This window comes from Amycolatopsis sp. NPDC004747 (assembly GCF_053601335.1).
Genome location: NZ_JBSGBQ010000019.1, coordinates 116,051 through 139,974, shown reverse-complemented (window position 1 = coordinate 139,974; position 23,924 = coordinate 116,051). Strand labels below are relative to the sequence as shown.

The following is a 23,924-nucleotide window of genomic DNA, read 5'->3' as shown; positions in this document are numbered from 1 at the left end:
CGATGTGTCGGTTGGACGCAGACGGCGACAGTCTGCCTGACTCGATCAAGCGCCCACGAGGCAGGGTTCTTAAGGCTGGTACCCAGTGCTCGCCGTCTGAAACGCTTTCGCCGCAACGAATTTCCAGCGGATGTCCGGCAGGTTAAGCCGGCGCGCGAACGACACGCGAACCCGAACGGCCAACACCCGTACCCGAATGGACGATTCGACCGTGCTTGCCGGGTCGACACGCGTGATCAGGAAGCCGACACGCGTGATTGGGGAGTCGACACGGCGACGGTGCCCGTGTCGACCCTTCAATCACGCGTGTCGACCCCTCAATCACGCGTGTCGACCTTCTGATCACGCCGGGCCGGGCCGGGGGTACGCGTCAGTAGGGTTCGGGCTGGGGCTCGGCGGCCAGGCGGGGGGCGCGGAGCAGGAGCAGGGAACGGGACTGGAGGGTCACGCGGCTCTTGGCCTCCAGCACGCCCGGGTTGGCCGGGCTGCCGTCCGCGGTGCTCGTGTCCAGCGTCGGCTTGAACGTCTCGCCGTACTCGCGGCCCGGGAGGATCACCTCGGCCGGGGCGTCGCCGGCGTGCAGCCACAGCAGCCACGAGTGGTCGGGCACCAGCTCGCCGTCGCGGTTGCGGGCCTGGCTGTTCGAGCCGTCGATCCACATGCCGAGCGTGTGCCGGTCCTCGAACCAGTCGGTCTCGCCGAACTCCTCGCCGTCCGGGCGGAACCAGACCAGGTCCGGTTTGCCGGTCGGCGTGGTGCGGCCTTCGAAGAACTCCGGCTGCCGCAGCGCCGGGCTGTTCGCGCGCAGCCGCACGACCCGGCGGGCGAAGGCGAGCATGGCCTCGGCCTCGGGCGTGTCCGGGGTCCAGTCGAACCACGACGTCTCGTCGTCGAGGCAGTACGCGTTGTTGTTGCCGCGCTGGGTCCGCCAGAACTCGTCGCCGGCCGTCAGCATCGGGGTGCCGGTGGACAGCAGCAGCGTGGCGAACATGTTGCGGGCCTGCCGGGCGCGCAGGTCCCGGATCGCCTCGTCGGCCGTGTCGCCCTCGGCGCCGTGGTTCCACGAGCGGTTGTCGTTGCCGCCGTCGCGGTTGTCCTCGCCGTTGGCCTCGTTGTGCTTTTCGTTGTAGGACACCAGGTCCCGCAGTGTGAAGCCGTCGTGCGCGGTGACGAAGTTGATCGACTGCCACGGCCGCCGCAGGTTGTGGTCGTACAGGTCCGACGAACCGGACAGCCGGTAGGCGAGGTCGCGGACGCCGGTCGCGCCGCGCCAGAAGTCGCGCACGGTGTCGCGGTAGCGGCCGTTCCACTCGGCCCACTGGGCGCCGAAGCCGCCGACGCGGTAGCCCTCGCCGGTGGCGTCCCACGGCTCGGCGATCAGCTTGCAGCGCGAGAGCACCGGGTCGACGGTGATCGCGGTGAGCAGCGTCGACGCGTCGTCGAACGCGCCGCCGCGCGGCCGGCCGAGCGTGCTCGCGAGGTCGAACCGGAAGCCGTCGACGCCCATCTCCTGCGTCCAGTATCGCAGCGAGTCGGTGACCAGCCGGACGACGGTCGGCGAGCCGGCCTCCAGGGTGTTGCCGCAGCCGGTGATGTCGGCCATGTGCCCGCGCTCGGTGTGCAGGTAGTACACCGGCGCGTTCAGCCCGCGGAAGCTCAGCGTCGGCCCGTCCGGCCCGCCCTCGCAGGTGTGGTTGAACACGACGTCGAGAATCACCTCGATGCCGGCCGCGTGCAGGGCGGCCACCATCAGCCGGAACTCCTCGACCTCGTGGCCGGGCTCGCTCGCGTAGGCGGCGTGCGGGGCGAAGAAGCCGAGCGGCGAATAGCCCCAGTAGTTGTGCCGTCCGGCCCGGATGAGCGACGGCTCGTCGAGGAACGCGTGCACCGGCAGCAGCTCGACCGAGGTGACGCCGAGCCGGGTCAGGTACTCGATCGCCACCGGGTGGGCCAGGCCGAGGTAGGTGCCCCGCAGGGCCTCCGGGATGAACGGGTGCTGCCGGGTGAAGCCCTTGACGTGCAGCTCGTAGACCACCGCCTCTTCGAAGGGCACCTCCGGCTTGGTCCCGGTGTCCGGCCCGCCCGGCGAGGTGACCACCGACAGCGGCACGCTGCCCAGCGAATCCACAGTGGACATCGGCCCGCGCTCGGGGTCGCCGGTGAAGCCCTGGGCCGCGGCCAGGTCGGTGAGCCCGCCGGTGATCTGCCGGGCGTACGGGTCGACCAGCAGCTTGTGCGGGTTGCACCGCAGGCCGCGGGCCGGGTCGTACGGGCCGTGGATCCGGTAGCCGTACCGCTGCCCCGGCGTCACCCCGGGCACCAGCCCGTGCCACACGCCGAACGTGCGCTCGGTCAGCGCGATCCGGCGTTCCGACCCGTCGGCGTCGATCAGGCACAGGTCGACGGCGTCCGCCACGGCGGACGTGATCGCGAACCGCACACCGCCGGCCTCGGGGTGGGCTCCGAGCGGGAAGGGGCGGCCGGCGAGGACGTGATCGGCGGAGGGTCGTGTGGCCATTCCTGAATCGTCCCAGACGACCAGTGTTCCGTGCGCGCCATCACCGAGGAGTTACTTGGAGGTAACCGTTGTCCCGGCCAGCACGAAGGTGTCCGGCGGCAGGTGCGCGGCGCCCCCGTCCACGGTCGCCGCACCCCACGTGAGCAGCGAGTTCGTCACCCCGAGGGGCAGCGTCACCGGGCCGGGGCCGAAGTTGACGGCCAGCCGCAGCCCGCCGCGGTGCAGCACGAGCCAGGATCCGTCCGGCGCCGAGTCGACCCGCAGGTCCGCGACCCGGGGGTCGGCCAGCTCCGGCCGCTCGCGGCGCAGCCGGATCAACGCGCGGTACAGCTCCAGCACCTCACGGTGACCGGGCCGCTCCACCTCGGCCCAGTCGAGCCGCGAGCGGTCCACCGTGGCCTGGTCCATCGGGTCCGGCACGTCCGACTCGCCCCAGCCGTGCCGGGAGAACTCGCGGCGGCGGCCCGTGCGGACGGCCTCGGCCAGCTCGGGGTCGGGGAAGGAGGCGAAGAACTGCCACGGCGTGCTCGCCGCCCACTCCTCCCCCATGAACACCATCGGCGTGAACGGCGAGCAGAACAGGACGGCCGCACCGCAGGCCAGCCGGTCGCGCGAGACCGTCGCCGAGAGCCGGTCGCCGGTCGCGCGGTTGCCGATCTGGTCGTGGTTCTGCAGGTAGCCGAGGAAGCGGTGGCCGGGCACGGTCCGCGTGTCGACCGGGCGGCCGTGGGTCCGCTCCCGGAACGACGACCAGGTGCCGGCGTGGAAGAACACCTCGCGCAGCACGCGCTCGAGCGCGTCCGGGGCGGCGAAGTCGGTGTAGTACCCGGTCGTCTCGCCGGTGAGCTTGACGTGCAGGGCGTGGTGGAAGTCGTCCGACCACTGCGCGTGCAGGCCGAGGCCGCCGCGCTCGCGGGGCGTGACCAGCCGCGGGTCGTTGAGGTCGGACTCGGCGATCAGCGTCAGCGGCCGGTTCAGCGCCGCCGAGAGCGCGTCGACCTCGGTGGCGAGCTGTTCGAGCAGGTGGACCGCCCGCCGGTCGAGCAGGGCGTGCACGGCGTCCAGGCGCAGCGCGTCGATGTGGAAGTCGCGCAGCCAGCTCAGCGCGTTGTCGACGACGTACCGGCGGACCTCGTCGGAGCCGGGACCGTCGAGGTTGAGGCCCGGTCCCCAGTCGTTCTGCCCGGCGAAGTAGGGCCCGAACTTGTCGAGGTAGGCGCCCGAAGGCCCGAGGTGGTTGTAGACGACGTCCAGCACGACCGCCAGCCCGCGCGCGTGGGCCGCGTCGACGAACCGCTTGAGCCCGTCCGGGCCGCCGTAGGGCTCGTGGACCGCGCCCCAGAGGACGCCGTCGTAGCCCCAGCCCGCGGTCCCGTCGAAGGCGTTGACCGGCAGCAGCTCGACGTGCGTGATGCCGAGCTCGACGAGGTGGTCGAGCCGGTCGATCGCCGCGTCGAAGGTGCCGCCCTCGGTGAACGTGCCGACGTGCAGTTCGTAGACGACCCCGCCGGGCAGCTGACGGCCGTGCCAGGCGTCGTCGGTCCAGGCGAACTCGCCGTGGTCGTAGACGCGCGACTCGGCGTGGACGCCGTGCGGCTGCCACCGCGACCGCGGGTCGGGCAGCGGCTTCTCGTCGTCGAGCAGGAAGGCGTAGTTGACGCCCTCGGCCTCGGCGTGCCACCAGCCGCCGTCGCCCTCGGTCATCTCGTGCACGCCTTCGTCGACGCTCACCCGGACCCGGCGGGCCGCCGGGGCCCACACGCTGAACTTCATGCCTCTCCTCGCACCAGCAACGCGACGGGGTAGCGGTCGAACAGGGCGGCCAGGTCGCCGGTGACTTCCCGGCCGGTCAGGACGTCGGTCCAGCTGCCGGGCGGCAGCGGGAGGACCGTGTCGCGCCAGCCGCCGCCGGCTTCGAGGCCGGCCGGCAGCCGGGTCACCGCGACGGCGAGGTCCGCGCTGCGGGTGTAGGCCAGGCAGTGGGCCGCGGCGGGGCCTTCGGCGCGCAGCGGCCGGTAGCCCCGGAACAGCGCCGGGTGCTCGCGCCGCAGCCGCAGCGCCTTGTGCACGACCAGCAGCTTCGCCGCGCCCGAGGCGTCGACCTCCGGCAGCTCGCCGTCGAGGATCCGGGCCAGGACCTCGCGGCGGACGACGTAGTCGACCGGGCGGCGGTTGTCCGGGTCGACCAGGGAGAAGTCCCACAGCTCGGTGCCCTGGTAGACGTCCGGGACACCGGGCGCGGTCAGCTGGACGAGCTTCTGCCCGAGCGAGTTCGCGTACCCCGGCCCCTCGAGGCGCCGGACGAACGCCTCGACGTCGGCGGCCAGCTCGGCGTCGTTCAGGACGTCGTCCGGCCACGCGGCGACGTCGGCCTCGAAGGCCTCGTCGTGGTCGGTCCAGCTGGTCCGGAGCTTGGCCTCCTTGGCCGCCTTGTCCAGGTAGTCCCGCAGCCGGGCGGGCTCGATCGGCCAGGCCGCCACCAGCGTCTGCCAGGCCAGCAGGTTCAGCGACGGCTCGTCGATCCCCCGCCGCGCGGTCCACCGCCGGAGGGCCTCGGCGAACTCGCCGGGCACCTCGGCCAGCACCGCCATCCGTGCGCGGGTGTCCTCCGAGCGCTTGGTGTCGTGGGTGGTCAGCGTGGTCATCGCCGCCGGGTGGCCGGCCTCGCGCTCGGCGGCCAGCCGGTGGAACTCCTCGACGCCGAGGCCGAACCGGTCCGGGTTGCCGCCGACCTCGTTGAGCGCGGCGAAGCGCGTGTAGCGGTAGAACGTCGTGTCCTCGGTGCCCTTGGCCACGACCATGCCCGACGTCTGCTGCAGCCGGGTGGCCAGCTCGCTCTCCGGGTGCTCGCGCACGGCGGCGTCGAGCACGGCCAGCGGCTCGGCGAGGTCGGGCCGGGCGCGGCGGGCGCCGTCGATCGCCGCCGCCCAGTGCGCCGCGCCTTCGGGCAGGTAGGAGCGGTAGACCGGGAAGGCGATCATGGTCTCGGCCACGGCCTGCCGGGCCTGCTCGGGATCGACGCCGGGCAGCAGCGCGGCGATCCGCCGGACCTCGGCGACCAGGATGCGGTCGGTGACCAGGCGCCGGGCCTCGGCCTCGACCCGGTGGTAGCCGGTCTTCACGCCCAGCTCGTTCGCCAGCGCCGTGAAGCCCGGCTCGCCCGCCGGGTCGACGAACACGCCGGCGATCTCGCGCAGGGCGTCGTAGCCGGTGGTGCCGTCGACCGGCCAGGTCTGCGGCAGCGGCTCGCCGGGGTGCAGGATCTTCTCGGCCACGATCCAGGCGTTCGGCGCGTTCTCGCGCAGGCGCCGGAAGTAGCCGCCCGGGTCGGCGAGGCCGTCCGGGTGGTCGACGCGCAGGCCGGTGACGTCGCCGTCGGCGACCCAGCGCAGCACCTCGCCGTGCGTCTCGGCGAACACCTTCGGGTCTTCGACGCGGACCGCGGCCAGGTTCGTGATGTCGAAGAAGCGGCGGTAGGTCAGCTCGGCGTTGCCGCGGCGCCAGCCGATCAGGCGGTAGTGCTGGCGCTCGTGGACCTCCTGCGGTGTCCCGGTACCCGTGCCGGGGGCGATCGGGAACCGGTGGTCGTAGTAGACCAGCTCGTCACCCTCGATGGTCAGCTCGGCGACGGCGTCGTCCTCGCCGAGGACCGGCAGCAGGATCGGGCCGCGCTCCCAGTCGATGTCGAAGAACTCCGCGTACTGCGAGTCGCGGCCGTGCTCCAGGACGTCCCACCACCAGCGGTTCGCCTTCGGCACCTCGACCGACATGTGGTTCGGCACGATGTCGACCACCAGGCCCAGCCCGAGCTCCTTGAGCAGCGCCGACAGCTCCTGACGAGCCGCCTCGCCGCCGAGCGCGGGCCGCGCGCGCGTCGGGTCGACGACGTCGTAGCCGTGCGTCGAGCCGGGCGCCGCGTCCAGCACCGGCGACGCGTAGAGCGCACCGATGCCCAGGTCGCGCAGGTAGCCGGCGATGCCGGCCGCGTCGGCGAAGGTGAACTCCGGGCGCAGCTGCACCCGGTAGGTCGACTCCGGCACCGTCATTCGGCTTCCGTCTCCGTCCGTTGCAGCACGATCAGGGACCGGGCGGGGAGGGTGAGCCGGCCGCCGCCTTCGATCGGCTTGGCGCCGGCGGGTTCGACCTCCCCGGTCGCGGTGTCGACCACGACGGTCCAGCTCTCCCCGTAGCCGTTGCCCGGGAGCGTGGTGTCGATGTCCTCGTAGTGGGCGTTGAAGGCGAGCAGGAACGAGTTGTCCTCGACGTGCATCCCGCGCTGGTCCAGGTCGGGGATCGCCTTGCCGTTGAGGAAGACGACGACCGCCTTGCCGAAGCCGTCGTCCCAGTTCTGCTCGGTCATCTCCTCGCCGGCCGGGGTGAACCAGGCGATGTCGCCGAGCTTCTCGCCCTTGCCGACCGGGCCGCCCTGGAAGAAGCGGCGGCGGCGGAACACCGGGTGCCGGTGCCGGAACGCGCCCAGCCCGCCGGTGAACTTGACCAGGTCCGCGTTCTGCTTGGCCAGTTCCCAGTCCATCCAGGACAGTTCCGAGTCCTGGCAGTAGACGTTGTTGTTTCCCTGCTGGGTGCGGCCGAACTCGTCGCCGTGCAGGATCATCGGCACGCCCTGGGAGAGCATCAGCGTCGCGAGCATGTTCCGCTGCTGCCGGACGCGCAGGGCCAGCACCTCGGGATCGTCGGTCTCGCCCTCGACGCCGCAGTTCCACGAGCGGTTGTCGTCGGCGCCGTCGCGGCCGTCCTCGCCGTTGGCCTCGTTGTGCTTTTCGTTGTAGGACACCAGGTCCCGCAGCGTGAAGCCGTCGTGCGCGGTGACGAAGTTGATCGACGCGAACGGGCGGCGGCCGTCGTCCTGGTAGAGGTCCGACGAGCCGGTGATCCGGCTCGCGAACTCCCCGAGCGTCGAGGGTTCGCCGCGCCAGAAGTCGCGGACGGTGTCGCGGAACTGCCCGTTCCACTCCGTCCACAGCGGCGGGAAGTTGCCCACCTGGTAGCCACCGGGGCCGACGTCCCACGGCTCGGCGATCAGCTTCACCTGGCTGACGATCGGGTCCTGCTGGACGAGGTCGAAGAACGTCGACAGCCGGTCGACGTCGTAGAACTCGCGCGCCAGCGCCGAGGCGAGGTCGAACCGGAAGCCGTCGACGTGCATCTCCGTCACCCAGTAGCGCAGCGAGTCCATGATCAGCTGCAGGGTGTGCGGGTTGCGGACGTTGAGGGAGTTCCCGGTGCCGGTGTAGTCCATGTAGTACTCGGGCTCCCCCTCCACCAGCCGGTAGTAGGCCTCGTTGTCGATGCCCCGCATCGACAGCGTCGGCCCGAGGTGGTTTCCCTCGGCCGTGTGGTTGTAAACCACGTCGAGGATGACTTCGATCCCGGCTTCGTGGAGGGCCTTGACCATGCCCTTGAACTCCTGGACCTGGCCGCCCTCGCCGGGCATCGCCGCGTAGGAGTCGTGCGGCGCGAAGTACCCGATCGTGTTGTAACCCCAGTAGTTCGTCAGGCCCTTGCCGTCGAGGCCGTGGTCGGTGACGAACTGGTGCACCGGCAGCAGCTCCACCGCGGTCACGCCGAGTTTCTGCAGGTGCTCGACGACGGCGGGGTGCGCGAGGCCGGCGTACGTGCCGCGCAGCGGTTCGGGCACGAACGGGTGGTTCACGGTCATGCCCTTGACGTGGGCCTCGTAGATGACCGTCTCGTTGTACGGGCGCTTCGGCTGCCGGTCGTTGCCCCAGTCGAAGAACGGGTTCGCCACCAGCGAATACGGCACGTGGCCCGCGGAATCGTCGTCGTTGCGCTCGGCCGGGTTGTCGAACTTGTAGCCGAACAGCGACTCGTCCCACTTCACGCCGTGCGAGACGGCCTTCGCGTACGGGTCGATGAGCAGCTTGTTCGGGTTGCAGCGCAGGCCGCGCTTCGGGTCGTACGGGCCGTGCACGCGGAACCCGTAGCGCTGTCCCGGGCCGACGTTCAGCAGGTAGCCGTGGTGGACGAAGCCGTCCACCTCTTCGAGCGCGTACCGCTCCTCCTTGCCCTCGGCGTCGAACAGGCACAGTTCGACGCGCTCGGCCACCTCGGAGAACAGGGCGAAGTTCGTCCCGACTCCGTCGTAGGTGGCGCCGAGCGGGTAGGGCGTTCCGGGCCAGGGCCGCACTGGGTTTCTCCTCGAGCTTGGTCGTGCCGGTGACGTACCACCGGGGGTCGCGCGCGCCGGGGTGGTCGTTACCGGGGCAGCGGCCGGGCCGCCGCCAGCGGGGCGACCGCGGCGCGGACCCCCTCAGCGGTGAAGAAGCCGTCGACGCTGACGGGCAGGCGAATCCGCCAGTTAGGGTACTGGTCGACCGTTCCGGGCAGATTCGGCTGCCGCACTTGGCCCGCCACGTCGGCCGGCGAGGTCAGCACGAGCCGTGACGCGGCCTTCGCGAGCAGGGTGTGCAGCGCCACGACCGGGTCGCCGTCCGGAATCCCTTCGCGGGCAACGAGTTCCAGCAACGCCTTGCGCTCTTCGGCGGCAGCCTCTTCCTCCGCCTCGACCCCGCGGTCCAGCAGGCCCAGCTCGGCCCGGACCCGGACGTGCTCGCTCTTCAGCCAGCCCGGGACCGTCGGCAGGTCGTGCGTGGAAATGCTGGCCATGGCGTCCGGATCCCAGCTTTCCGGCCGGTTGAACGGCCGGCCGGGCGCGTCCCAGTCGCGTTCGAACCACAGCACGGCCGAGGTCAGCATCCCCCGTTCGTGCAAGGTTTCGGTGACGACCTCTTCGACGGTGCCGAGGTCCTCCCCCACGACGACGGCGCCGGCCCGGTGCGCTTCGAGCGCGAGCACGCCGACCATCGCTTCGGCGTCGTAGTACACGTACGTGCCGCGGTGCGCGGGTTCGCCCGGCGGGATCCACCACAGCCGCCACAGGCCGGCGATGTGGTCGACGCGGATGCCGTCGGCGTACCGGAGGACGCCCCGGATGACGTCCCGGAACGGCGCGTAGCCCGCCTCCGCCAGCTTGTCCGGCCGCCACGGCGGCAGGTTCCAGTCCTGTCCCTGCTGGTTGAAGGCGTCGGGCGGGGCGCCGACCCGCACGTCGGCGGCGAAGACGTCTTCGAGCGCCCACGTGTCGGCCCCACCGGGGTGCACCCCGACCGGCAGGTCGTGCACGATCCCGACGGTCATCCCGGCCTCGCGCGCGGCCTTCCGCGCCGCTTCGAGCTGCACCCGGCAGAGGTGCTGCAGCCACGCGTGGAAGGCGACCCGCTCCTTCAGCTCTTCGCGCGCCTTCGCCACCGTCGGTCCGGCGGGGTCGCGCAGGTCTTCGGGCCAGTCCCGCCAGTCGGCGCCGTGCCGCTCGGCGAGCGCGCAGAAGAGGGCGAAGTCGCGGAGGTCGCGGTCGTCGGCCACCTCTTCGACGCGGTGCGGCCACAGCAGCTCGAGCGCGGCCCGCTTGGCGGTCCAGACGGCGTCGTAGTCGACCAGTTCCCCTTCGCGGTCCGGCGCCAGGGACTCGACGGCCACGCGCGTCGCGGCGTCGGCCCGCGCGAACGTCTCGGTGGCGGTGACGCGCAGGTAGACGGGGTTGGCGAACCGACGGCTCGCCGGCGAGTACGGCGAGCGTTCGACCGGGTGGGCGGGGCTGATCGCCTGCACGGGGTTCACCAGCAGGACGCCGGCGTCCAGTTCCGCGGCCGACCGGGCGGCGAAGGCGGCGAGGTCGGCGTAGTCGCCGATGCCCCAGGACCCGGCCGAGTGCAGGGCGTAGAGCTGCAGCATCCACCCCCAGGCGGGCGGGACCGGCGGCAGCTTCGCCGGCACGACGGCCAGCACGACGTCCTGGTCGGCGGTGACCACCCGGTGCCACCCGAGCGGCAGGTCGGCGGGCAGTTCCCCGGCGGCCCGCCGCCGCGTCCCGTCTTCGAGGACGACTTCGGCGTCGACGCCCAGCGTCTTGCCGGTGCCCTCCCGCACGACGATGGTCGGCGGCAGGGCGGCCGGGGCCTCGCGCAGGGCGGTCAGGGCCGCGGCGATGGCCTCGTCGGTGGTCGCGTCGACGCCGAACTGGCCGAGGACGGCGACCACGACGTCGTCGGCCACGTCGACCTCGACCCGGTCGGCGTTTTCGTACCGGGTGGCGACGCCGTAGGAGGCGGCGAGCGCGTGCAGGGCGGGGATCTGTTCGGGCACGGGACCAGCATTCCGGTGCCCGGCCGTTCCCGCCATCCGCACGGCCGACATCACCCCCGCGCCTCCTCGCGCCTGCCGGACAGCTCCTCCCACACCGGGCCGGTGAACAGCCAGATCACCGTCACCGTGCCCAGCCGCGGGAACCAGCCCCACAGCGGCGCGACCCGCGCCGGCTCGCCGATCGCGAAGATCACCGCCAGCAGGGTCACCGCGGCGAGCCCGCAGGCCAGCACGCACTTGCCCCATGCACGCCACTCGTGGCGCAGCTTCTCCCGCCCCTGCGGCTTCGGCGGCAGGGGCGCGTGGGCGAACCGGTGCGCGAACCGCCCGTCGGCCCACCGCACCATGCCGGGCCCGAACACCACGCTGAAGCCCAGGTAGACCGCCGCGAGGCCGTGCGTGAACCCCGGCTCGCCCCCGGTGGACAGGTCGAGCACGGTCGCCACCAGCACCACGACGTCGACCAGCGGCACCATGGCCAGCAGCACCGCCGACACGCGCCGCGCGCGCAGCACGTACCGCACCGCCAGCCCCGCCGCGATGAACACCCAGAACCCGATCTCGCCCGCCGCGATGACGGCCGCCATCGGGTTCTCCGCGAAGAACTTCCCGATCTCTGCCACCCCGCCACACTCCCGCGCCCGCGTGCCCGGCCGCGTCGGCGATCGGGGGGACCGGGCGTCATCACTTCGTCGGACGCGGCCCCGGCGCGCGGTGTGCTGGGATGATCGGGTGTCCCTCCCCCGCCTGCGCTCGCTCCCGGTGTGGCAGCAGGACGGCCTGATCGCGCTGGCCACCTGGCTGATCGGGTTCCTCGTCTACACGACCGGCGTCCACCGGCTCGTGACGGCGTACGACCACGCCCCGCTGGGGGTGCGGCTGGTGGAGCTGACCGCGTTGTGCGGGCTCGAGCTGCTGCGCCGGCGCGTCCCCCTCGCCCTGGTCCTGGCGACCGCGGTGGTCGTGGCGGACGTCGCGCTCGGCCCCTCGCTCCCGGTGCTGATCATCTTCACCGACTTCCTGTACGCGGCGACGCTCTACGGCTCCCGCCGCACCAGCCGGGTGCTGATCGGTCTCGCCGCGTCCTCGGTGGTGGGCGTGCTCGCCGCGGTGCTCGTGCTCGCGCAGGAGTGGCGGACGGCGGTGCTGGCCGCGGTCGGCCTGCTGCCGTTCGTCATCACGCCGGTGTGGTGGGCGGCGAACGTCCGCCAGCAGCGGGACATCGCCGAGACCGAGCGGGCCAACGCCGGGCAGCTGGCGAAGATCGCGGAGCTGGACCGGCGGGCGGCGGTCGCCGCCGAACGCGGGCGGATGGCCCGTGACCTGCACGACGTGATCGCCGGGCACCTTTCGGCCATCGCGATCCAGTCGGAGGCGGCGCTGTCGCTGCCGGACCCGAAACTGGCGAAGGCGGTGCTGGCATCGGTGCGGGAGAACAGTGTCAGCGCCCTGGCGGAGATGCGCGCGATGATCGGGCTGCTCAAGGCCGAGGGCGGGGCCGCGGAGACGACCGCGCCCGCCCGGCTGGCGGACCTGGCCAAGCTGGTGGAATCGGCCAGGGCCAGCGGGCTGGACGTGCACGTCGAGTCCACTGTGGACTCCCGGCGGCCGCTGCCGGCGGCGGTCGACCTGACGGCGTACCGGATCGCGCAGGAGGCGCTGACCAACGCCGTGAAGCACGCCCCGGGCGGGCGGGTCGACATCGCGGTCCACCGGGTCGGCGGCGTCCTCGCGGTGGAGGTCCGCAACGACGTCCGCGGCCCGCTCCCGGCGGCGGCTGGTGGTGGCACCGGCCTGCTGAACATGCGCGAGCGCGCCGGCGCGGTGGGCGGCGAGCTCACCGCGGGCCCGGCGGGCGACGGCTGGCTCGTCCGCGCCGAACTCCCGGTCGCCGGGGCTGTGACAACCGGGGGCTCGGCCACCCGGAACCCCGGAGGGCCGAGATGACGATCCGCGTGCTGGTCGCCGACGACCACAGCGCCGTCCGGTTCGGCCTCACCACCATCCTCGGCCACGCCGAGGGCATCGAGGTCGTCGGCGAAGCCGCCGACGGCGCCACCGCCGTCCGGCAGGCGCGGGCGCTGCGGCCGGACGTCACCCTGATGGACGTCCGGATGCCGGGGACCGACGGCATCGCCGCCACCCGGGAACTGGTGGCCGAGGGGCTCACCCAGGTGCTCGTGCTGACCACGTTCGACCTCGACGAGTACGTGCACGGCGCGCTGCGGGCCGGGGCCGCCGGCTTCCTGCTCAAATCGGTCGAAGCGCCCCGGCTGGTCGAAGCGGTGAAGCTCGTCGCGGCCGGCGACGGCGTGCTCGCCCCGCCGGTCACGCGGCGGCTGATCAGCGCGTTCGCCGCGGCGGCCCCGGCACCCCTTCCGCGCGGCCTCGCCGACCTGACCGACCGCGAGCGCGAAGTGCTCGGCTGTCTGGGCGAGGGCCTGTCCAACACCCAGATCGGTGCCCGGCTGTACATCGGCGAAGCGACGGTGAAGACGCACGTCTCGCGCGTGCTGGCCAAGCTCGGCCTGCGCTCGCGGGTGCAGGCCGCGATCCTCGCCCAGGAGGCCGGCCCGAGCGCAGCCGATCTGCGAAAAGACCCGTGACCTTCTAACTTTCTCTCATGGGTGAGCGGCGAACGCTGAACGTGGACGAGGTCCTGGAGCGCCAGGAGTCCGGCGAGCTGAAACGACGGCTGCGCGGCCGTGACCTGATCGGGTTCGGCGTGGGGATCATCATCGGCACCGGCATCTTCACCTTGGCCGGTGTCGAGGCGAAGACCCACGCGGGGCCGGCCGTGACGCTGTCGTTCGTGCTCGGCGCGGTCGTCGCCGGGCTCGCGGCGCTGTGCTACGCCGAACTCGCCTCCAGCGTCCCGACGGCGGGAAGCGCTTACACCTACGCCTTCGCCACCCTCGGCGAGGTGTTCGCCTGGATCATCGGCTGGGACCTGCTGCTGGAGTTCGCGCTCGGTGCCGCCGTGGTGTCGCGCGGCTGGTCGGGCTACCTGGCGAACCTGCTCGGGCTGTCGCCGGAGTGGTTCGGCGAGGACGCGAAGGTCAACGTCGGCGCGGTGCTGATCATCGCCGTGCTGACCGTGGTCGCCGTGCTGGGCATCAAGGAGTCGGCCTGGCTGACCAACCTCCTGGTGTGCGTGAAGGTCGCGGTCTGCGTGCTGGTGCTCGCGGTCGGCCTGTTCTTCGTCAAGGGCGCGAACCTGACGCCGTTCATCCCGCCGGCCAAGGCGCCGGCGTCCGGGACGACGGTGCTCGAGCAACCGATCGTCCAGGCCGCGCTCGGCCTGGAGCAGTCGGTCTACGGCATCGCCGGGATGATCACCGCGGCCGCCGTGGTCTTCTTCGCCTACACCGGTTTCGAAGCGCTCGCGAACCTGGGCGAGGAGACGCTGAACCCGCGCAAGGACCTGCGCGTCGGCATCCTCGGCGCGCTGGGCGTGTGCGCGTTGCTCTACATCGGCGTCTCGATCGTGCTGACCGGGATGATCCCGTTCACCGACATCGACACCGGCGCGCCGCTGGCGGACGCGTTCGACCGGGTCGGCCAGCACTGGGTGGGCGCGCTGATCTCGCTCGGCGCGGTCACCGGGCTGACGTCGGTGATGATGGTCGAGCTGGTCACGATCGGCCGGATCGGGTTCGCGATGGGCCGCGACGGCCTGCTGCCCAAGGCGCTCGGCACCGCGCACCCGCGCTGGGGCACCCCGCACCGGATGACGATCGGCGGCGCCGCCCTGATCGCCGTGCTGGCGGCGTTCATCCCGATTTCGGAGCTGGCCGACATGGTGAGCATCGGCGCGCTGTCGGCGATGATCATCGTGGCGGTGGCGGTCCCGGTGCTGCGCCGCCGCCGTCCCGACCTCGACCGGCCGTTCAAGGTGCCGTTCTCGCCGGCGGTCCCGGTCGTGGCCGCGCTCGCGTGCCTGTACCTGATGCTCAACCTGAACGTGCTGACGTGGATCCGGTTCGCCGCGTGGCTGGCGATCGGCCTGGTGATCTACTTCGCCTACGGCCGCCGCCACTCCCGGTTCGCGGCCGGGGCGCCGGTCAGTCCCAAAAGGACGGAGTGAGCCCGGCGGCCCCCGCCGCCGCGCGGACCACCCCGGCCTGCTCGGCGTCGACGACCACCAGAACGCCGAGTCCCCTCAGCGCCGCCGTCACCCATTCGACCGGCTGGTCGTGGCGGCCGTTGTCGCCGAAGGACAGATAAGTGTCCACAACGGACAGAAGAGTGCCCTCGGCGCCGATGCGGATACCCGCCAGGAGCACGAAGTGGCCGCCGGGCGGGCGCCAGCGGGACGTCCACAGTGGGGGGACGCCGGTGTCGAGGTAGTCGAGCAGCGCGCGTTCCGGGGTGTCGTGGGCACCGAGCTCGGCCGCGTCGACCCGGGCGAGCACCGCGACGCGCGGGACGTCCCACAGCCCGACGAGCAGGTCGAACAGGGCCCCGGTGGTCCACTGCCCGGTCACCGGCACCGCCGCGAGGGCGCCCCGCGACAGCGCCCCGACGGCCGCCGCCAGCCCGGACACCCGGGTGCCCGCCGCGGCCGGGTCGTCGACGACCGGCAGCGGCAGCCGGAAGTCGCGCCGGCCCGGCTCGCCCGGCGGGCGCACGGCGGGCCCCCGGACGGTGCCCGCGGCCGCCGCGACGGCGTCCTGGTCGGGGACGTCGAGCCCGGCCGCCCGCAGCGCGGCGAGCCCGCAGAACGCCGCGGCCAGGCCGTCCTTCTGGGGCAGTTCCGCCTGGGCGACCGCGGCCAGGCGGGCCCCGCCCGGCAGCCACCGCACCCCGGACAGGTCGAGCTGCCCGCCGTCGATCCCGGAAGTCATCGGTCCCCTCAGACCTTGTTCGGCCGTCGGCCTGCGGTCTCCGCAGGCCGTCCCGACCAGCATAGGGTTCTCAGTAGCGCCAAAGGTGGGCGGCGACGATCTCGGCGTCCGTGCGATCGGCCGCCCAGGCGGCATCGGAGGCCCGGACGGCGCGGAAGGCACCCAGCAGCTCGTCCCCGAGCACGCGGGCGACCCGCGGCGACGCCACCAGGGCGGCGTCCTGTTCGGCGGGGCTCGCCGGCAGCCGGCCCACCCCGCGGGCCTCGCGTTCGGCGTCCGTCCAGCCGCCCGGGTCCTCGCCGATCGGCTCGGGCAGCGCGGGCGCGTCCTCGATGCCTGCCATCCCGGCGGCGAGCACCGCGGCCAGCGCGAGGTACGGGTTCGCGGAGGCGTCGGACGTCTTGAGCTCGACGTTCGCGTGGCCGTCGCCCAGCAGCGCCGAGCCGGGCACGTACCGCAGCGGCGCTTCCCGGTTCTCGACGCCCCAGAACGCGTACGCGCCGGCGAAGTAGCCGGGCCGCAGCCGCAGGGTCGACGGGACGCTCGGCGCGGTGATCGCGGTCAGGGCGGGCAGGTCGCGCAGCAGGCCCGCGAGGTAGCCGGCGCCGTCGCCTTCGGGCTGCCCGGTTTCCCCGGTTTCGAGGAGGTTCCGGCCCTTGCGGTGGACGGAGGTGTGCAGGTGCCAGCCGTTGCCGGCGGCGTCGAGGCCGATGAGAGGGGCGAAGCTGACGGCGAGGCCGTGCATCCGCGCGGCGGCGTGGATGGTCTGCCGGGCGAGCAGCTGGTCATCGGCGGCGGCGACCGGATCGGTGGCGGCGAGGGAGAGCTCGAGCTGGGCGGTGCCGTACTCGGCGTGGAGCTGGCCGATCCGCAGGCCGTTGGCCGCGAAGTCGTGCAGGAGGGCGCCGACGAAGCCGTCGAGCGGGACGAGGGCGTGCGGGCTGTAGGCGGGCCCGGGGTGGCCGGGGTTCTCGAGGATGCCGGCGCTGCCGACCGGGGCGACGGCGAATTCGAGCTCGTAGCCGGCCCGGAACTCGAGCCCCTTCCGGGCGGCGGCGGCAACCTGGGCTTCGAGGACGGCGCGCTGGCAGTAGGGCCAGGGATCACCGGTTCGGGTGAGCTGCCGCACGGGCGCCCAGGCGAGCGCGGGCTGCCCGGCGAGCCGCCGCAGCCGTTCGACGACGGGCACGAGCCGGATGTCGCCGGAGGGCGTCGACAGCGGTTCGTGCGCGTAGGTGATGGAGTCGTGGGTGTCGAAGACGGCGAAGAGCGAGGTGGCACCGACGCCCCTGGTGGCGGCATCGGCCAGCCCGGCCACGGGCACGATCCGCGAGCGCGGGATGCCGTTGTTGTCCGCCCAGGAGAGCTGAACCCCACCCACTCCGGCGGCGGCGAAGTCCTTCGCCGCGGCTGACGCCGCTTTGGTCATGGCCACCTGCTTTCGCGCTGCTCGGGGGTCAGTATCCCGGGGTGGAGCGGTGGGGGCCATGGCGAAGCGTTCCGGGGTTTGGGCCGGTTCCGGGGGTCGTGTCCGGTCCGGGGTTCGTGTCGGTTCGGGGTTCGTGTCCGGTTCCGGTCCGAGGCTCGTGTCCGTTCCGGGGTTCGTGTCCGTTCCGGGTTGGTGTCCGTTCCGGGTTGGTGTCCGGTCCGGAGTTGTGTCCGGTCCGGGCGTTCGTGCGGCCCACCGGCTTGGCGGGTCACCGCCGCGCTGCGAAAGCCGCCGCCCGCAGGACCCACCCTCCCTGGGGGATCCGCCCGACTTCAGCCTATCGGCGCCGACCGACGGAAACGGCCCGAAATCGCCCGCCGAACGCTGGTTATCCACACCTCCAGCGGCTTGTGGGCAACCCACCCCGCACAACCTCCGCCGCCGGCCAGGCGCCCGGCCCAGACGCCCGGACCACCCTCACCCAGCCAGTCCGCCGCGCCGCCGCGCCGCCGGGCCGCCGAACCGCCGGCCCAACCTCACCCCGCCGAACCGCCGAACCGCCGAACCGCCGGTCCGTCGGGCCGCCAGGCCGCCAGGCCGCCGGGCCGCCGTCACCCCGCCGAACCGCCGGTCCGCGGTCCGTCGGGCCGCCGCGCCGCCGGACAGCCGCCCACCCACCGCCCGAACCACCCTCACCCAGGCGGCTCCCCAGCCCCATCCCGGCCCCGCATCGCCACCCCAGCCACCACCGCCAGCGTCCCCACCGCCTCGGGCAGCGAAGGCACCTGCCCCAGCACCACGAACCCCATCACCCCCGCCGTCACCGGAAGCAGCGCCAGCAGTGTCGCGAACCGCGCCTGGCCCACCCGCCGCAGCACCACCTGGTCCAGCGCATACGGCACCACCGTCGACAGCACCCCCACCCCGACCCCGAGCAGCAGCAACCGTGGCGACGACCACACCGCACCCGTCCCGAGCGCCAACGGTGACAGCACCACCGTCCCCGCGAAGAAGCCGATCGCCAGGCTGTCGATGCCGTCACCACCCACCGCCACCCGCTTGCCCAGCAGGATGTACCCCGCCCAGGCCAGCGCCGCCCCCAGGGCGAACACCACGCCCCAGAAGCTGCCTCCGAGGCGGACGTCCGCGATCGCCACCACCCCCGCCGCCACCAGGAGCAGCGCGAACACGTCGCGCACCGTCCGGGACCCCAGGGCCGCCACCACCACCGGGCCCGCGAACTCCACCGCCACCGCCGTGCCCAGGGGCAGCCTGGCGATCGCCTCGTAGAACAGCACGTTCATGCCCGCCGTCACCACGCCGAACACGATCGCCAGCAGCAACCGCCGGCCCCGCCACGCCGCGGGCCCCGGCCGGCGCCAGGCCAGCAGGACCACCGCCGCGCCGAGGCAGCGGAGCCAGGCCACGCCCGCCGGGGTCGCGTGGCCGAAAAGGTCGACCGCGACCGCCGCTCCGGCGTACATCGAAATTCCGCTGAGAACGAACAAGAGCGGGGCGGGGACGGCGGAAAGCCGTCGTGGGGAAGTCACCGAACGCACCGCCCCATGGTGCCTGACCACGGAAAACGTAACTCTCCGGGTAATCGTCTCCTGGAATGCGGGACGGCGCTACGGCATCCGGGGTAAATCGACGTGACTCAGGTCCCACCGGCGCGGGAACACTTGCGAGCCGCGAAACGTCTGGAACAGTGGAAGCACGAACACGCGGAGCCGGAGGCGATCGCCGCCACCGGCATCAGTGCCGAAGTGGGCGTAGCTGGATCGATGGCACCGGGCGACCGGTGCCGGGACGGAGGGAGACCCCCATGACATCGCCGACGCTCACCCGCCCCGAACTGACCGCCGCCGACCGCTGTGACCGGTGCGGAGCAGCAGCTCAGGTACGAGCCATCCTCAGCACGGGTGGCGAACTGCTCTTCTGCGGGCACCACGCCCGCGAGCACGAGGCCAAGCTCAAGGAACTGTCCGCCGACATCCAGCGGTAACACAGACGAAGAAAGGCGGCCGGTGCGCACAGGCACCGGCCGCCTTTCTGCAACTTGCACATTGCGTGGCGGAAATCACGGTATGGCCATCAACTGCAGTGATTCCGGACACGAAAGCAGACAGAAAATCAGACAGAATCCAGGACCACTTCGAACGCCACCTCCGCGGCGCCGAGCAGCCTCCCGTCGGCCCCCAGCGCCGAGCTGACGATCCGCGTGCCGCCGACCGCCCGGCTCACCAGGCTGCGCTGCCGCACCTCGGCCTCGACGTGCCGCAGCACCGCCTCGGGCAGCACCGTCAGCAGGTCGCCCAGGATCACCAGCTGCGGCCCCAGCAGGTTGACGACGTTGATCAGCCCCAGCGTCAGCCATTCCGCGAACTCCGAGAGCCGCGTCATCGCCGCCTCCGGGTCGCGGCCCAGCTCGCGCAGCTCGAACAGGATCGCCCCGCGCGGGGTGTCCTCGGCCAGCCCGAGCGCCCGGCACAGCGCCGCTTCGCCGACCTCGGTCTCCCAGCAGCCGCTGCTGCCGCAGTAGCAGGGCCGCCCGTCCGGGCGGATGACCATGTGCCCGATCTCGCCGACGTAGCCCGAGCCGCCGCGCAGCGCCGAGCCCTCGGCGATGACACCGCCGCCGACCCCGACGTCCGCCGAGATGTACACCACGTCGGACGCGCCGCGGGCCGCCCCGCGCAGGTGCTCGGCGACCGCGCCGAACTCGGCGTCGTTGCCGACCAGGATCGGGATCTGCAGCACCCCGCCGAGCCGTTCGCCGAGCGCGACGTCGGTCCAGCGCAGGTTGGGGGCTTCGTGCACGTGCCCGTCCGCGCGCCGGACGACGCCGGGCACCGACACCCCGGCCGCCACCGGGGTCACGTCGAGGTCGCCGGCCAGGATGGCCGTCGACTCGATGATGTGGGTGATCACCTCGGCGGGCTGCCCCATCCGGCCGCGCAGGTTCCAGCTGTTGCGGCCCAGGATCTGCCCGCCGAGCCCGACCAGGGCGATCGCGACGTGCTCGACCTGCAGGTCGACCGCGAGCACGACCGCCGCGTGCGGCTGGGGCAGGACCAGGAGCGAGGGGCGGCCCGCCCCTCGTCCCGGCCTCGGCACCTTCTCCTCGACGACGCCGGCTTCGGCGAGCCCGTCGACGAGGGTCTTGATCGTGCTCCGGTTGAGCCCCAGCTCCGCGGCCAGGGTCGCCCGGGTGCTCGGCCCGCCGACGTGCAGCAGGCGGAGCAGGGTCGTGCGGTTGTGCCGGCGCACCTCGTCCGGTCGAGCAACGGGCGAGCTGGTCACGGGCTTGATCATCCCATGCTGGTTCAGCGCGCCGACGCAGCCGCGCGGCGCCGGGACAGCGCGTCGACCGTGGCGGCGAGGAGCAGGACCAGACCGGTGATGATGTTGACCACCGCGGCCGGCTGCTTGAGCAGGCCCAGGCCGTTGATCACGACGGCGATCACGAGCCCGCCGACCACGGCGTCGGAGACCCGGCCCTTGCCGCCGAACAGCGACGTGCCGCCGATGACGGCCGAACCGACCGCGAACAGCAGCGTGTTCAGGCCACCGGACTGCGGGCTGACCGAACCGACCTTCGACGCGGCGACGATGCCGCCGATGGCCGCGACCGCCGAGCCGATGACGAACACGCTCGCGCGGATCTTCGGCACGTCGATACCGGCGCGGCGGGCGGCTTCCTTGTTGCCGCCGACCGCGTAGACGTACCGGCCGTACTTGGTCCGGTTGAGCACGTAGGTGCCGGCCACCAGCAGCGCCAGCATGATCGGGATGACGTACGGGACACCCTGGATCGTCACGACCGTCTTGTTCGGCGAGCGGTCGATCGTCAGCAGCCAGGTCCCCACCGCCGACAGCACGACGAGCGCGCCGACCTTGACCAGCACCAGCGCGGTCGGCTGGACGACCAGGCCGCGCTGGAGCCGCTTGAAGTGGCTGACCAGCGTGACCACCGCGAACCCGCCGGCCGCGACGAGGAAGAAGATCCAGCTGCCGACGATGTTCAGGTTGCCGTTGGCGATCTTGTACAGGACGTCCGAGTTGCTGATGCCGATCGTGCCGCCTTCACCGATGAACTGCAGCAGGACGCCCTGCCACACGATGAACAGCGCCAGCGTCACGACGAAGGACGGCATGCCGATCTTCGACACGAGGAAGCCGGTGATGCAGCCGATCGCGGTGCCGACGCAGATGGCCAGCAGGATCTCGAGCCACGCGTTGGCCGGGACGCCGATCGCGACGATCAGCAGGCCGATCAGCGAAAGCGCGGCACCGGCCCAGATCCGCTGGTAGGCCGACAGCAGCATGGCCACGGCGAGGACGGCGATGAACGTGACGAACACGCCGGTCCCCAGGGAGCCCAGCAGGTTCCCGGCGTGCACGTAGTGCAGGGCCATCACCGACGCGGCGGTGCCGGACGCGACACCGGCGGCGAGGTCGATCTCGCCGAGCAGCAGCACGAACACGATGCCCATCGCGATGATGATGACGCCCGCGCCCTGCGGGAACACGTTGGCGATGTTGGCCAGCGTGAAGAAGTTGTCCGACAGCGCGCTGAACAGGACGACCAGCACGAGCAGGCCGAACAGCGACGGCAGCGCGCCGAGCTCGCCGGCCCGCAGGCGGGCGAAGTAGTCGCGGATCGCTTCGCCGGTTGACATCGATGTCGTGTCGATGCCGAAGTCGGAGATCGCCCCGGTGGGGGCCTGGGTCTGCGCGAGCGCGTCGGCGGGGGTGCCGACCTCGTGCTTGGCAGGGGTTTCAGTCATTTCCGGTTCTTTCTTCCCGCTCACAGGACCACGGCTTCGGGCCGGGCCAGGCCGAGGTCACCGGAGCGACCGGCGGTGATCAGTTCCACGACCTGGCCGTGGGTGACGTCCTTCGTGTGCACCTCGGCGACGAGCCGGCCGAGGTAGAGCACGGCGATGCGGTCGGCGACCTCGAACACGTCGGCCATGTTGTGGCTGATCAGCACGACCCCCAGGCCCTGCTCGGCCAGCCGGCGGACCAGGTCGAGCACCTGCCGGGTCTGCGCGACACCGAGGGCCGCGGTCGGCTCGTCGAGCACGACGACCTTGCTGTTCCACAGCACCGACTTCGCGATGGCGACGGTCTGCCGCTGGCCACCGGACAGTGAGGAGACCGGCGTGCGGACCGACTTCACGGTCCGGACCGACAGGGAGGCCAGCGTCTCGCGGGCGGCCTTCTCCATGCTCGCTTCGTCGAGCTTCCACGAACTGCCGCGCTCGCGGCCGAGGAACATGTTCTGGACGATGTCGAGGTTGTCGGCGAGCGCGAGGTCCTGGTAGACGACCTCGATGCCGAGCTCGGCCGCGTCCTTCGGGCCGCGGATGTGGGCGTCCTGCCCGTTGAACCGCACGGCCCCCGAGTCGTACGGGTGGATGCCGGCGATGCACTTGACGAGCGTCGACTTGCCGGCACCGTTGTCGCCGACCAGTGCGGTCACTTCGCCCGCACGCACGTCGAAGTCCACGTCGTGGAGGACGTGGACCGGCCCGAAACTCTTGTTCAGGCCCTTGATCTCGAGAATGGGCTCACTCATGGATGGGCTTTCTCCTGGGTGGGGACCGGGCCGGGACGCGCCGTCGGGGTGCGCGTCCCGGCCCGGCTGTTCAAGGGGTGGTGCGGAGGCTCAGGAGATGCCGAGCGAGCTGCACTTGGCGGCGAGGTCGCCACCGCAGATCTCGGTCGCCTTCACGTAGCCCTGGGTCACGACGGTCTTGATGTCCTTCGCCAGGATCGTGGTCGGCGTGAGCAGCACCGACTTGATGTCGCGGTTGTTCTTCGGGTCGTGCAGCTTGCCGGTGGCGATGGCGTCGGCCGCGGCCTTGTCACCCTTGGCCAGCGCGGCCGCCAGCTTGGCGCTCGCCTCGGCCTCTTCCTTGATCGGCTTGAACACGGTCATGTACTGCTCGCCGCGCATGACCGCCATCAGGCCGTCGGCGGTGGCGTCCTGGCCGGTGACCGGGATCTTGCCGTTCAGGCCGTTCTTCTTGAGGATGGTGATCACCGCGCCGGCCAGGCCGTCGTTCGCCGCGACGACGCCGTCGACCTTGCCGCCGTTGGCCTGGAAGATCTGCTCGAACGTCGTGCCGCCGAGCTGGTTGTCCCAGTCGTTGATCGGCTGCTTCTGGATCCGCTTGAGCTTGCCGGAGGAGAACAGCGGCTCGAGGACGGAGTCCTGGCCGTTGGTGAACAGCGTGGCGTTGTTGTCGGTCGGGGCGCCCTCGATCTGGACGACACCCGCGCCCTGCTTGTCCTTCAGCGCGTCGGCCATGGCCTGGCCCTGGAGCTGGCCGACCTTCTCGTTGTCGAACGAGACGTAGTACTCGGCGCTGCCGCCGAGGCTCGGGCGGTCGTAGTTGATGACCGGGATGCCCGCGGTCTTCGCCTTGGCCTCGACCGCGGCACCGACGGCCGGGTCGGAGGGGGCGATGATCAGGACCTTGACGCCGGAGCTGATGAAGCCGTCGGCGAGGGTCGAGAACTTCTGGGCGTCGCCCTGGGCGTTCTGGACGTCGGCGTCGAAGCCCTGCGCCGCGAGGGCGGCCTGCAGCATCGGCTTGTCGAAGGCTTCCCAGCGGGCCGAGCTGGCGGTCTCCGGCAGGATGACGCCGACCTTGCCGCTGGCGCCGCCACCGGCGGCCGGGGCCGACGAGGAAGCGGTGTTGCTTCCCGTGCCCCCGCTGTTCGAACTGTTGTTGCCGCAGGCGGTCAGCACCAGGCCGACGCTCACCGTGGCGGCGAGGAGGGTAAGGGTTCTGCTGCGCATCCTCGTTCCTTCCGGATCCAAGCATTGGTGACGAGCGGCCGTCGGCGTGTGCTTCGGGCCAGCGAGGCGGTGATCCGGGAGGCCCGGCGCACCGTCGCGCATATGTTGTGGGCGACAACATATGCCGCTGAG

Annotated in this window: 17 protein-coding genes; 4 read left to right on the top strand and 13 right to left on the bottom strand. The window is 72.2% G+C overall.

Translation table 11 applies throughout. The features are described 5' to 3' along the window. Window positions 1–370: 370 nt before the first annotated feature. From glgX (ACWEGE_RS29070) to ACWEGE_RS29045, 6 genes are all read right to left on the bottom strand, one after another. On the bottom strand, window positions 371–2,518 hold the full coding sequence (gene glgX, locus ACWEGE_RS29070) for a glycogen debranching protein GlgX (protein ID WP_449663618.1): 2,148 nt from the start codon (window positions 2,516–2,518) through the stop codon (window positions 371–373). Between the two features lie 51 nt (window positions 2,519–2,569). Next, entirely contained in the window at window positions 2,570–4,291 is a 1,722-nt protein-coding gene (treZ, locus tag ACWEGE_RS29065) for a malto-oligosyltrehalose trehalohydrolase (protein WP_449663617.1), read from the bottom strand. After that, window positions 4,288–6,564: a malto-oligosyltrehalose synthase gene (treY, locus tag ACWEGE_RS29060; protein ID WP_449663616.1), complete on the bottom strand. Its 2,277-nt coding sequence runs from the start codon at window positions 6,562–6,564 to the stop codon at window positions 4,288–4,290. Before treY ends, treZ begins: the two co-directional genes overlap by 4 nt. Further along, complete coding sequence (gene glgX / locus ACWEGE_RS29055; RefSeq protein ID WP_449663615.1) at window positions 6,561–8,687, bottom strand: glycogen debranching protein GlgX; 2,127 nt, start codon at window positions 8,685–8,687, stop codon at window positions 6,561–6,563. The genes treY and glgX (ACWEGE_RS29055) overlap by 4 nt, the downstream gene beginning before the upstream one ends. A 68-nt stretch (window positions 8,688–8,755) precedes the next feature. Next, entirely contained in the window at window positions 8,756–10,738 is a 1,983-nt protein-coding gene (gene malQ / locus ACWEGE_RS29050) for a 4-alpha-glucanotransferase (protein WP_449663654.1), read from the bottom strand. Window positions 10,739–10,752: 14 nt separating this feature from the next. Beyond that, window positions 10,753–11,325: a hypothetical protein gene (locus ACWEGE_RS29045; RefSeq protein ID WP_449663614.1), complete on the bottom strand. Its 573-nt coding sequence runs from the start codon at window positions 11,323–11,325 to the stop codon at window positions 10,753–10,755. A 109-nt stretch (window positions 11,326–11,434) separates the two neighbouring features. On the opposite strand from ACWEGE_RS29045, the gene ACWEGE_RS29040 reads away from it, so the two are divergent. Genes ACWEGE_RS29040 through ACWEGE_RS29030 form a run of 3 tightly spaced genes read left to right on the top strand, consistent with a single transcriptional unit; the run spans window position 11,435 to window position 14,789 of the window. Then, complete coding sequence (locus ACWEGE_RS29040; protein WP_449663613.1) at window positions 11,435–12,649, top strand: sensor histidine kinase; 1,215 nt, start codon at window positions 11,435–11,437, stop codon at window positions 12,647–12,649. Next, window positions 12,646–13,308: a response regulator gene (locus tag ACWEGE_RS29035; RefSeq protein ID WP_449663612.1), complete on the top strand. Its 663-nt coding sequence runs from the start codon at window positions 12,646–12,648 to the stop codon at window positions 13,306–13,308. Before ACWEGE_RS29040 ends, ACWEGE_RS29035 begins: the two co-directional genes overlap by 4 nt. A 41-nt stretch (window positions 13,309–13,349) precedes the next feature. Next, window positions 13,350–14,789 (top strand): amino acid permease, encoded by a 1,440-nt coding sequence (locus ACWEGE_RS29030; RefSeq protein WP_449663653.1) that lies wholly within the window; start codon window positions 13,350–13,352, stop codon window positions 14,787–14,789. Here the strand turns inward: ACWEGE_RS29030 and ACWEGE_RS29025 are convergent. The 3 genes from ACWEGE_RS29025 to ACWEGE_RS29015 form a co-directional block, all read right to left on the bottom strand. Beyond that, window positions 14,767–15,549, bottom strand: coding sequence for a DUF6885 family protein (locus tag ACWEGE_RS29025; protein ID WP_449663611.1), 783 nt, complete (start codon window positions 15,547–15,549; stop codon window positions 14,767–14,769). The two genes, ACWEGE_RS29030 and ACWEGE_RS29025, sit on opposite strands and share 23 nt — an antisense overlap. 70 nt (window positions 15,550–15,619) lie before the next feature. Beyond that, window positions 15,620–16,978, bottom strand: a complete 1,359-nt coding sequence (locus ACWEGE_RS29020; RefSeq protein WP_449663610.1) for a glutamine synthetase — start codon at window positions 16,976–16,978, stop codon at window positions 15,620–15,622. A gap of 692 nt (window positions 16,979–17,670) precedes the next feature. Beyond that, window positions 17,671–18,462, bottom strand: a complete 792-nt coding sequence (locus ACWEGE_RS29015; RefSeq protein WP_449663609.1) for an EamA family transporter — start codon at window positions 18,460–18,462, stop codon at window positions 17,671–17,673. Window positions 18,463–18,803: 341 nt separating this feature from the next. On the opposite strand from ACWEGE_RS29015, the gene ACWEGE_RS29010 reads away from it, so the two are divergent. Beyond that, a complete protein-coding gene (locus tag ACWEGE_RS29010) occupies window positions 18,804–18,983 on the top strand; it encodes a DUF7455 domain-containing protein (protein WP_004561029.1) in 180 nt (59 codons plus the stop codon). Window positions 18,984–19,111: 128 nt separating this feature from the next. Here the strand turns inward: ACWEGE_RS29010 and ACWEGE_RS29005 are convergent, their stop codons facing one another. The 4 genes from ACWEGE_RS29005 to ACWEGE_RS28990 form a co-directional block, all read right to left on the bottom strand. Continuing rightward, complete coding sequence (locus ACWEGE_RS29005; RefSeq protein ID WP_449663608.1) at window positions 19,112–20,293, bottom strand: ROK family protein; 1,182 nt, start codon at window positions 20,291–20,293, stop codon at window positions 19,112–19,114. A gap of 11 nt (window positions 20,294–20,304) precedes the next feature. Beyond that, complete coding sequence (locus tag ACWEGE_RS29000) at window positions 20,305–21,768, bottom strand: sugar ABC transporter permease (RefSeq protein ID WP_449663607.1); 1,464 nt, start codon at window positions 21,766–21,768, stop codon at window positions 20,305–20,307. 20 nt (window positions 21,769–21,788) lie between these two features. Continuing rightward, window positions 21,789–22,562 (bottom strand): ATP-binding cassette domain-containing protein, encoded by a 774-nt coding sequence (locus ACWEGE_RS28995; protein ID WP_004561026.1) that lies wholly within the window; start codon window positions 22,560–22,562, stop codon window positions 21,789–21,791. A gap of 90 nt (window positions 22,563–22,652) precedes the next feature. Next, on the bottom strand, window positions 22,653–23,792 hold the full coding sequence (locus ACWEGE_RS28990) for a substrate-binding domain-containing protein (RefSeq protein WP_449663606.1): 1,140 nt from the start codon (window positions 23,790–23,792) through the stop codon (window positions 22,653–22,655). Window positions 23,793–23,924 lie beyond the last annotated feature (132 nt).

What these genes read in the sequence shown, in the direction of transcription:
- glgX (WP_449663618.1), bottom strand. Translation starts at nt 2,518, where the DNA reads ATGGCCACACGACCCTCCGCCGATCACGTCCTCGCCGGCCGCCCCTTC.
- treZ (WP_449663617.1), bottom strand. Translation starts at nt 4,291, where the DNA reads ATGAAGTTCAGCGTGTGGGCCCCGGCGGCCCGCCGGGTCCGGGTGAGC.
- treY (WP_449663616.1), bottom strand. Translation starts at nt 6,564, where the DNA reads ATGACGGTGCCGGAGTCGACCTACCGGGTGCAGCTGCGCCCGGAGTTC.
- malQ (WP_449663654.1), bottom strand. Translation starts at nt 10,738, where the DNA reads ATGGCGGGAACGGCCGGGCACCGGAATGCTGGTCCCGTGCCCGAACAG.
- ACWEGE_RS29035 (WP_449663612.1), top strand. Translation starts at nt 12,646, where the DNA reads ATGACGATCCGCGTGCTGGTCGCCGACGACCACAGCGCCGTCCGGTTC.
- ACWEGE_RS29025 (WP_449663611.1), bottom strand. Translation starts at nt 15,549, where the DNA reads ATGACTTCCGGGATCGACGGCGGGCAGCTCGACCTGTCCGGGGTGCGG.
- ACWEGE_RS29020 (WP_449663610.1), bottom strand. Translation starts at nt 16,978, where the DNA reads ATGACCAAAGCGGCGTCAGCCGCGGCGAAGGACTTCGCCGCCGCCGGA.
- ACWEGE_RS29015 (WP_449663609.1), bottom strand. Translation starts at nt 18,462, where the DNA reads ATGTACGCCGGAGCGGCGGTCGCGGTCGACCTTTTCGGCCACGCGACC.
- ACWEGE_RS29010 (WP_004561029.1), top strand. Translation starts at nt 18,804, where the DNA reads ATGACATCGCCGACGCTCACCCGCCCCGAACTGACCGCCGCCGACCGC.
- ACWEGE_RS29005 (WP_449663608.1), bottom strand. Translation starts at nt 20,293, where the DNA reads ATGATCAAGCCCGTGACCAGCTCGCCCGTTGCTCGACCGGACGAGGTG.
- ACWEGE_RS29000 (WP_449663607.1), bottom strand. Translation starts at nt 21,768, where the DNA reads ATGACTGAAACCCCTGCCAAGCACGAGGTCGGCACCCCCGCCGACGCG.
- ACWEGE_RS28995 (WP_004561026.1), bottom strand. Translation starts at nt 22,562, where the DNA reads ATGAGTGAGCCCATTCTCGAGATCAAGGGCCTGAACAAGAGTTTCGGG.
- ACWEGE_RS28990 (WP_449663606.1), bottom strand. Translation starts at nt 23,792, where the DNA reads ATGCGCAGCAGAACCCTTACCCTCCTCGCCGCCACGGTGAGCGTCGGC.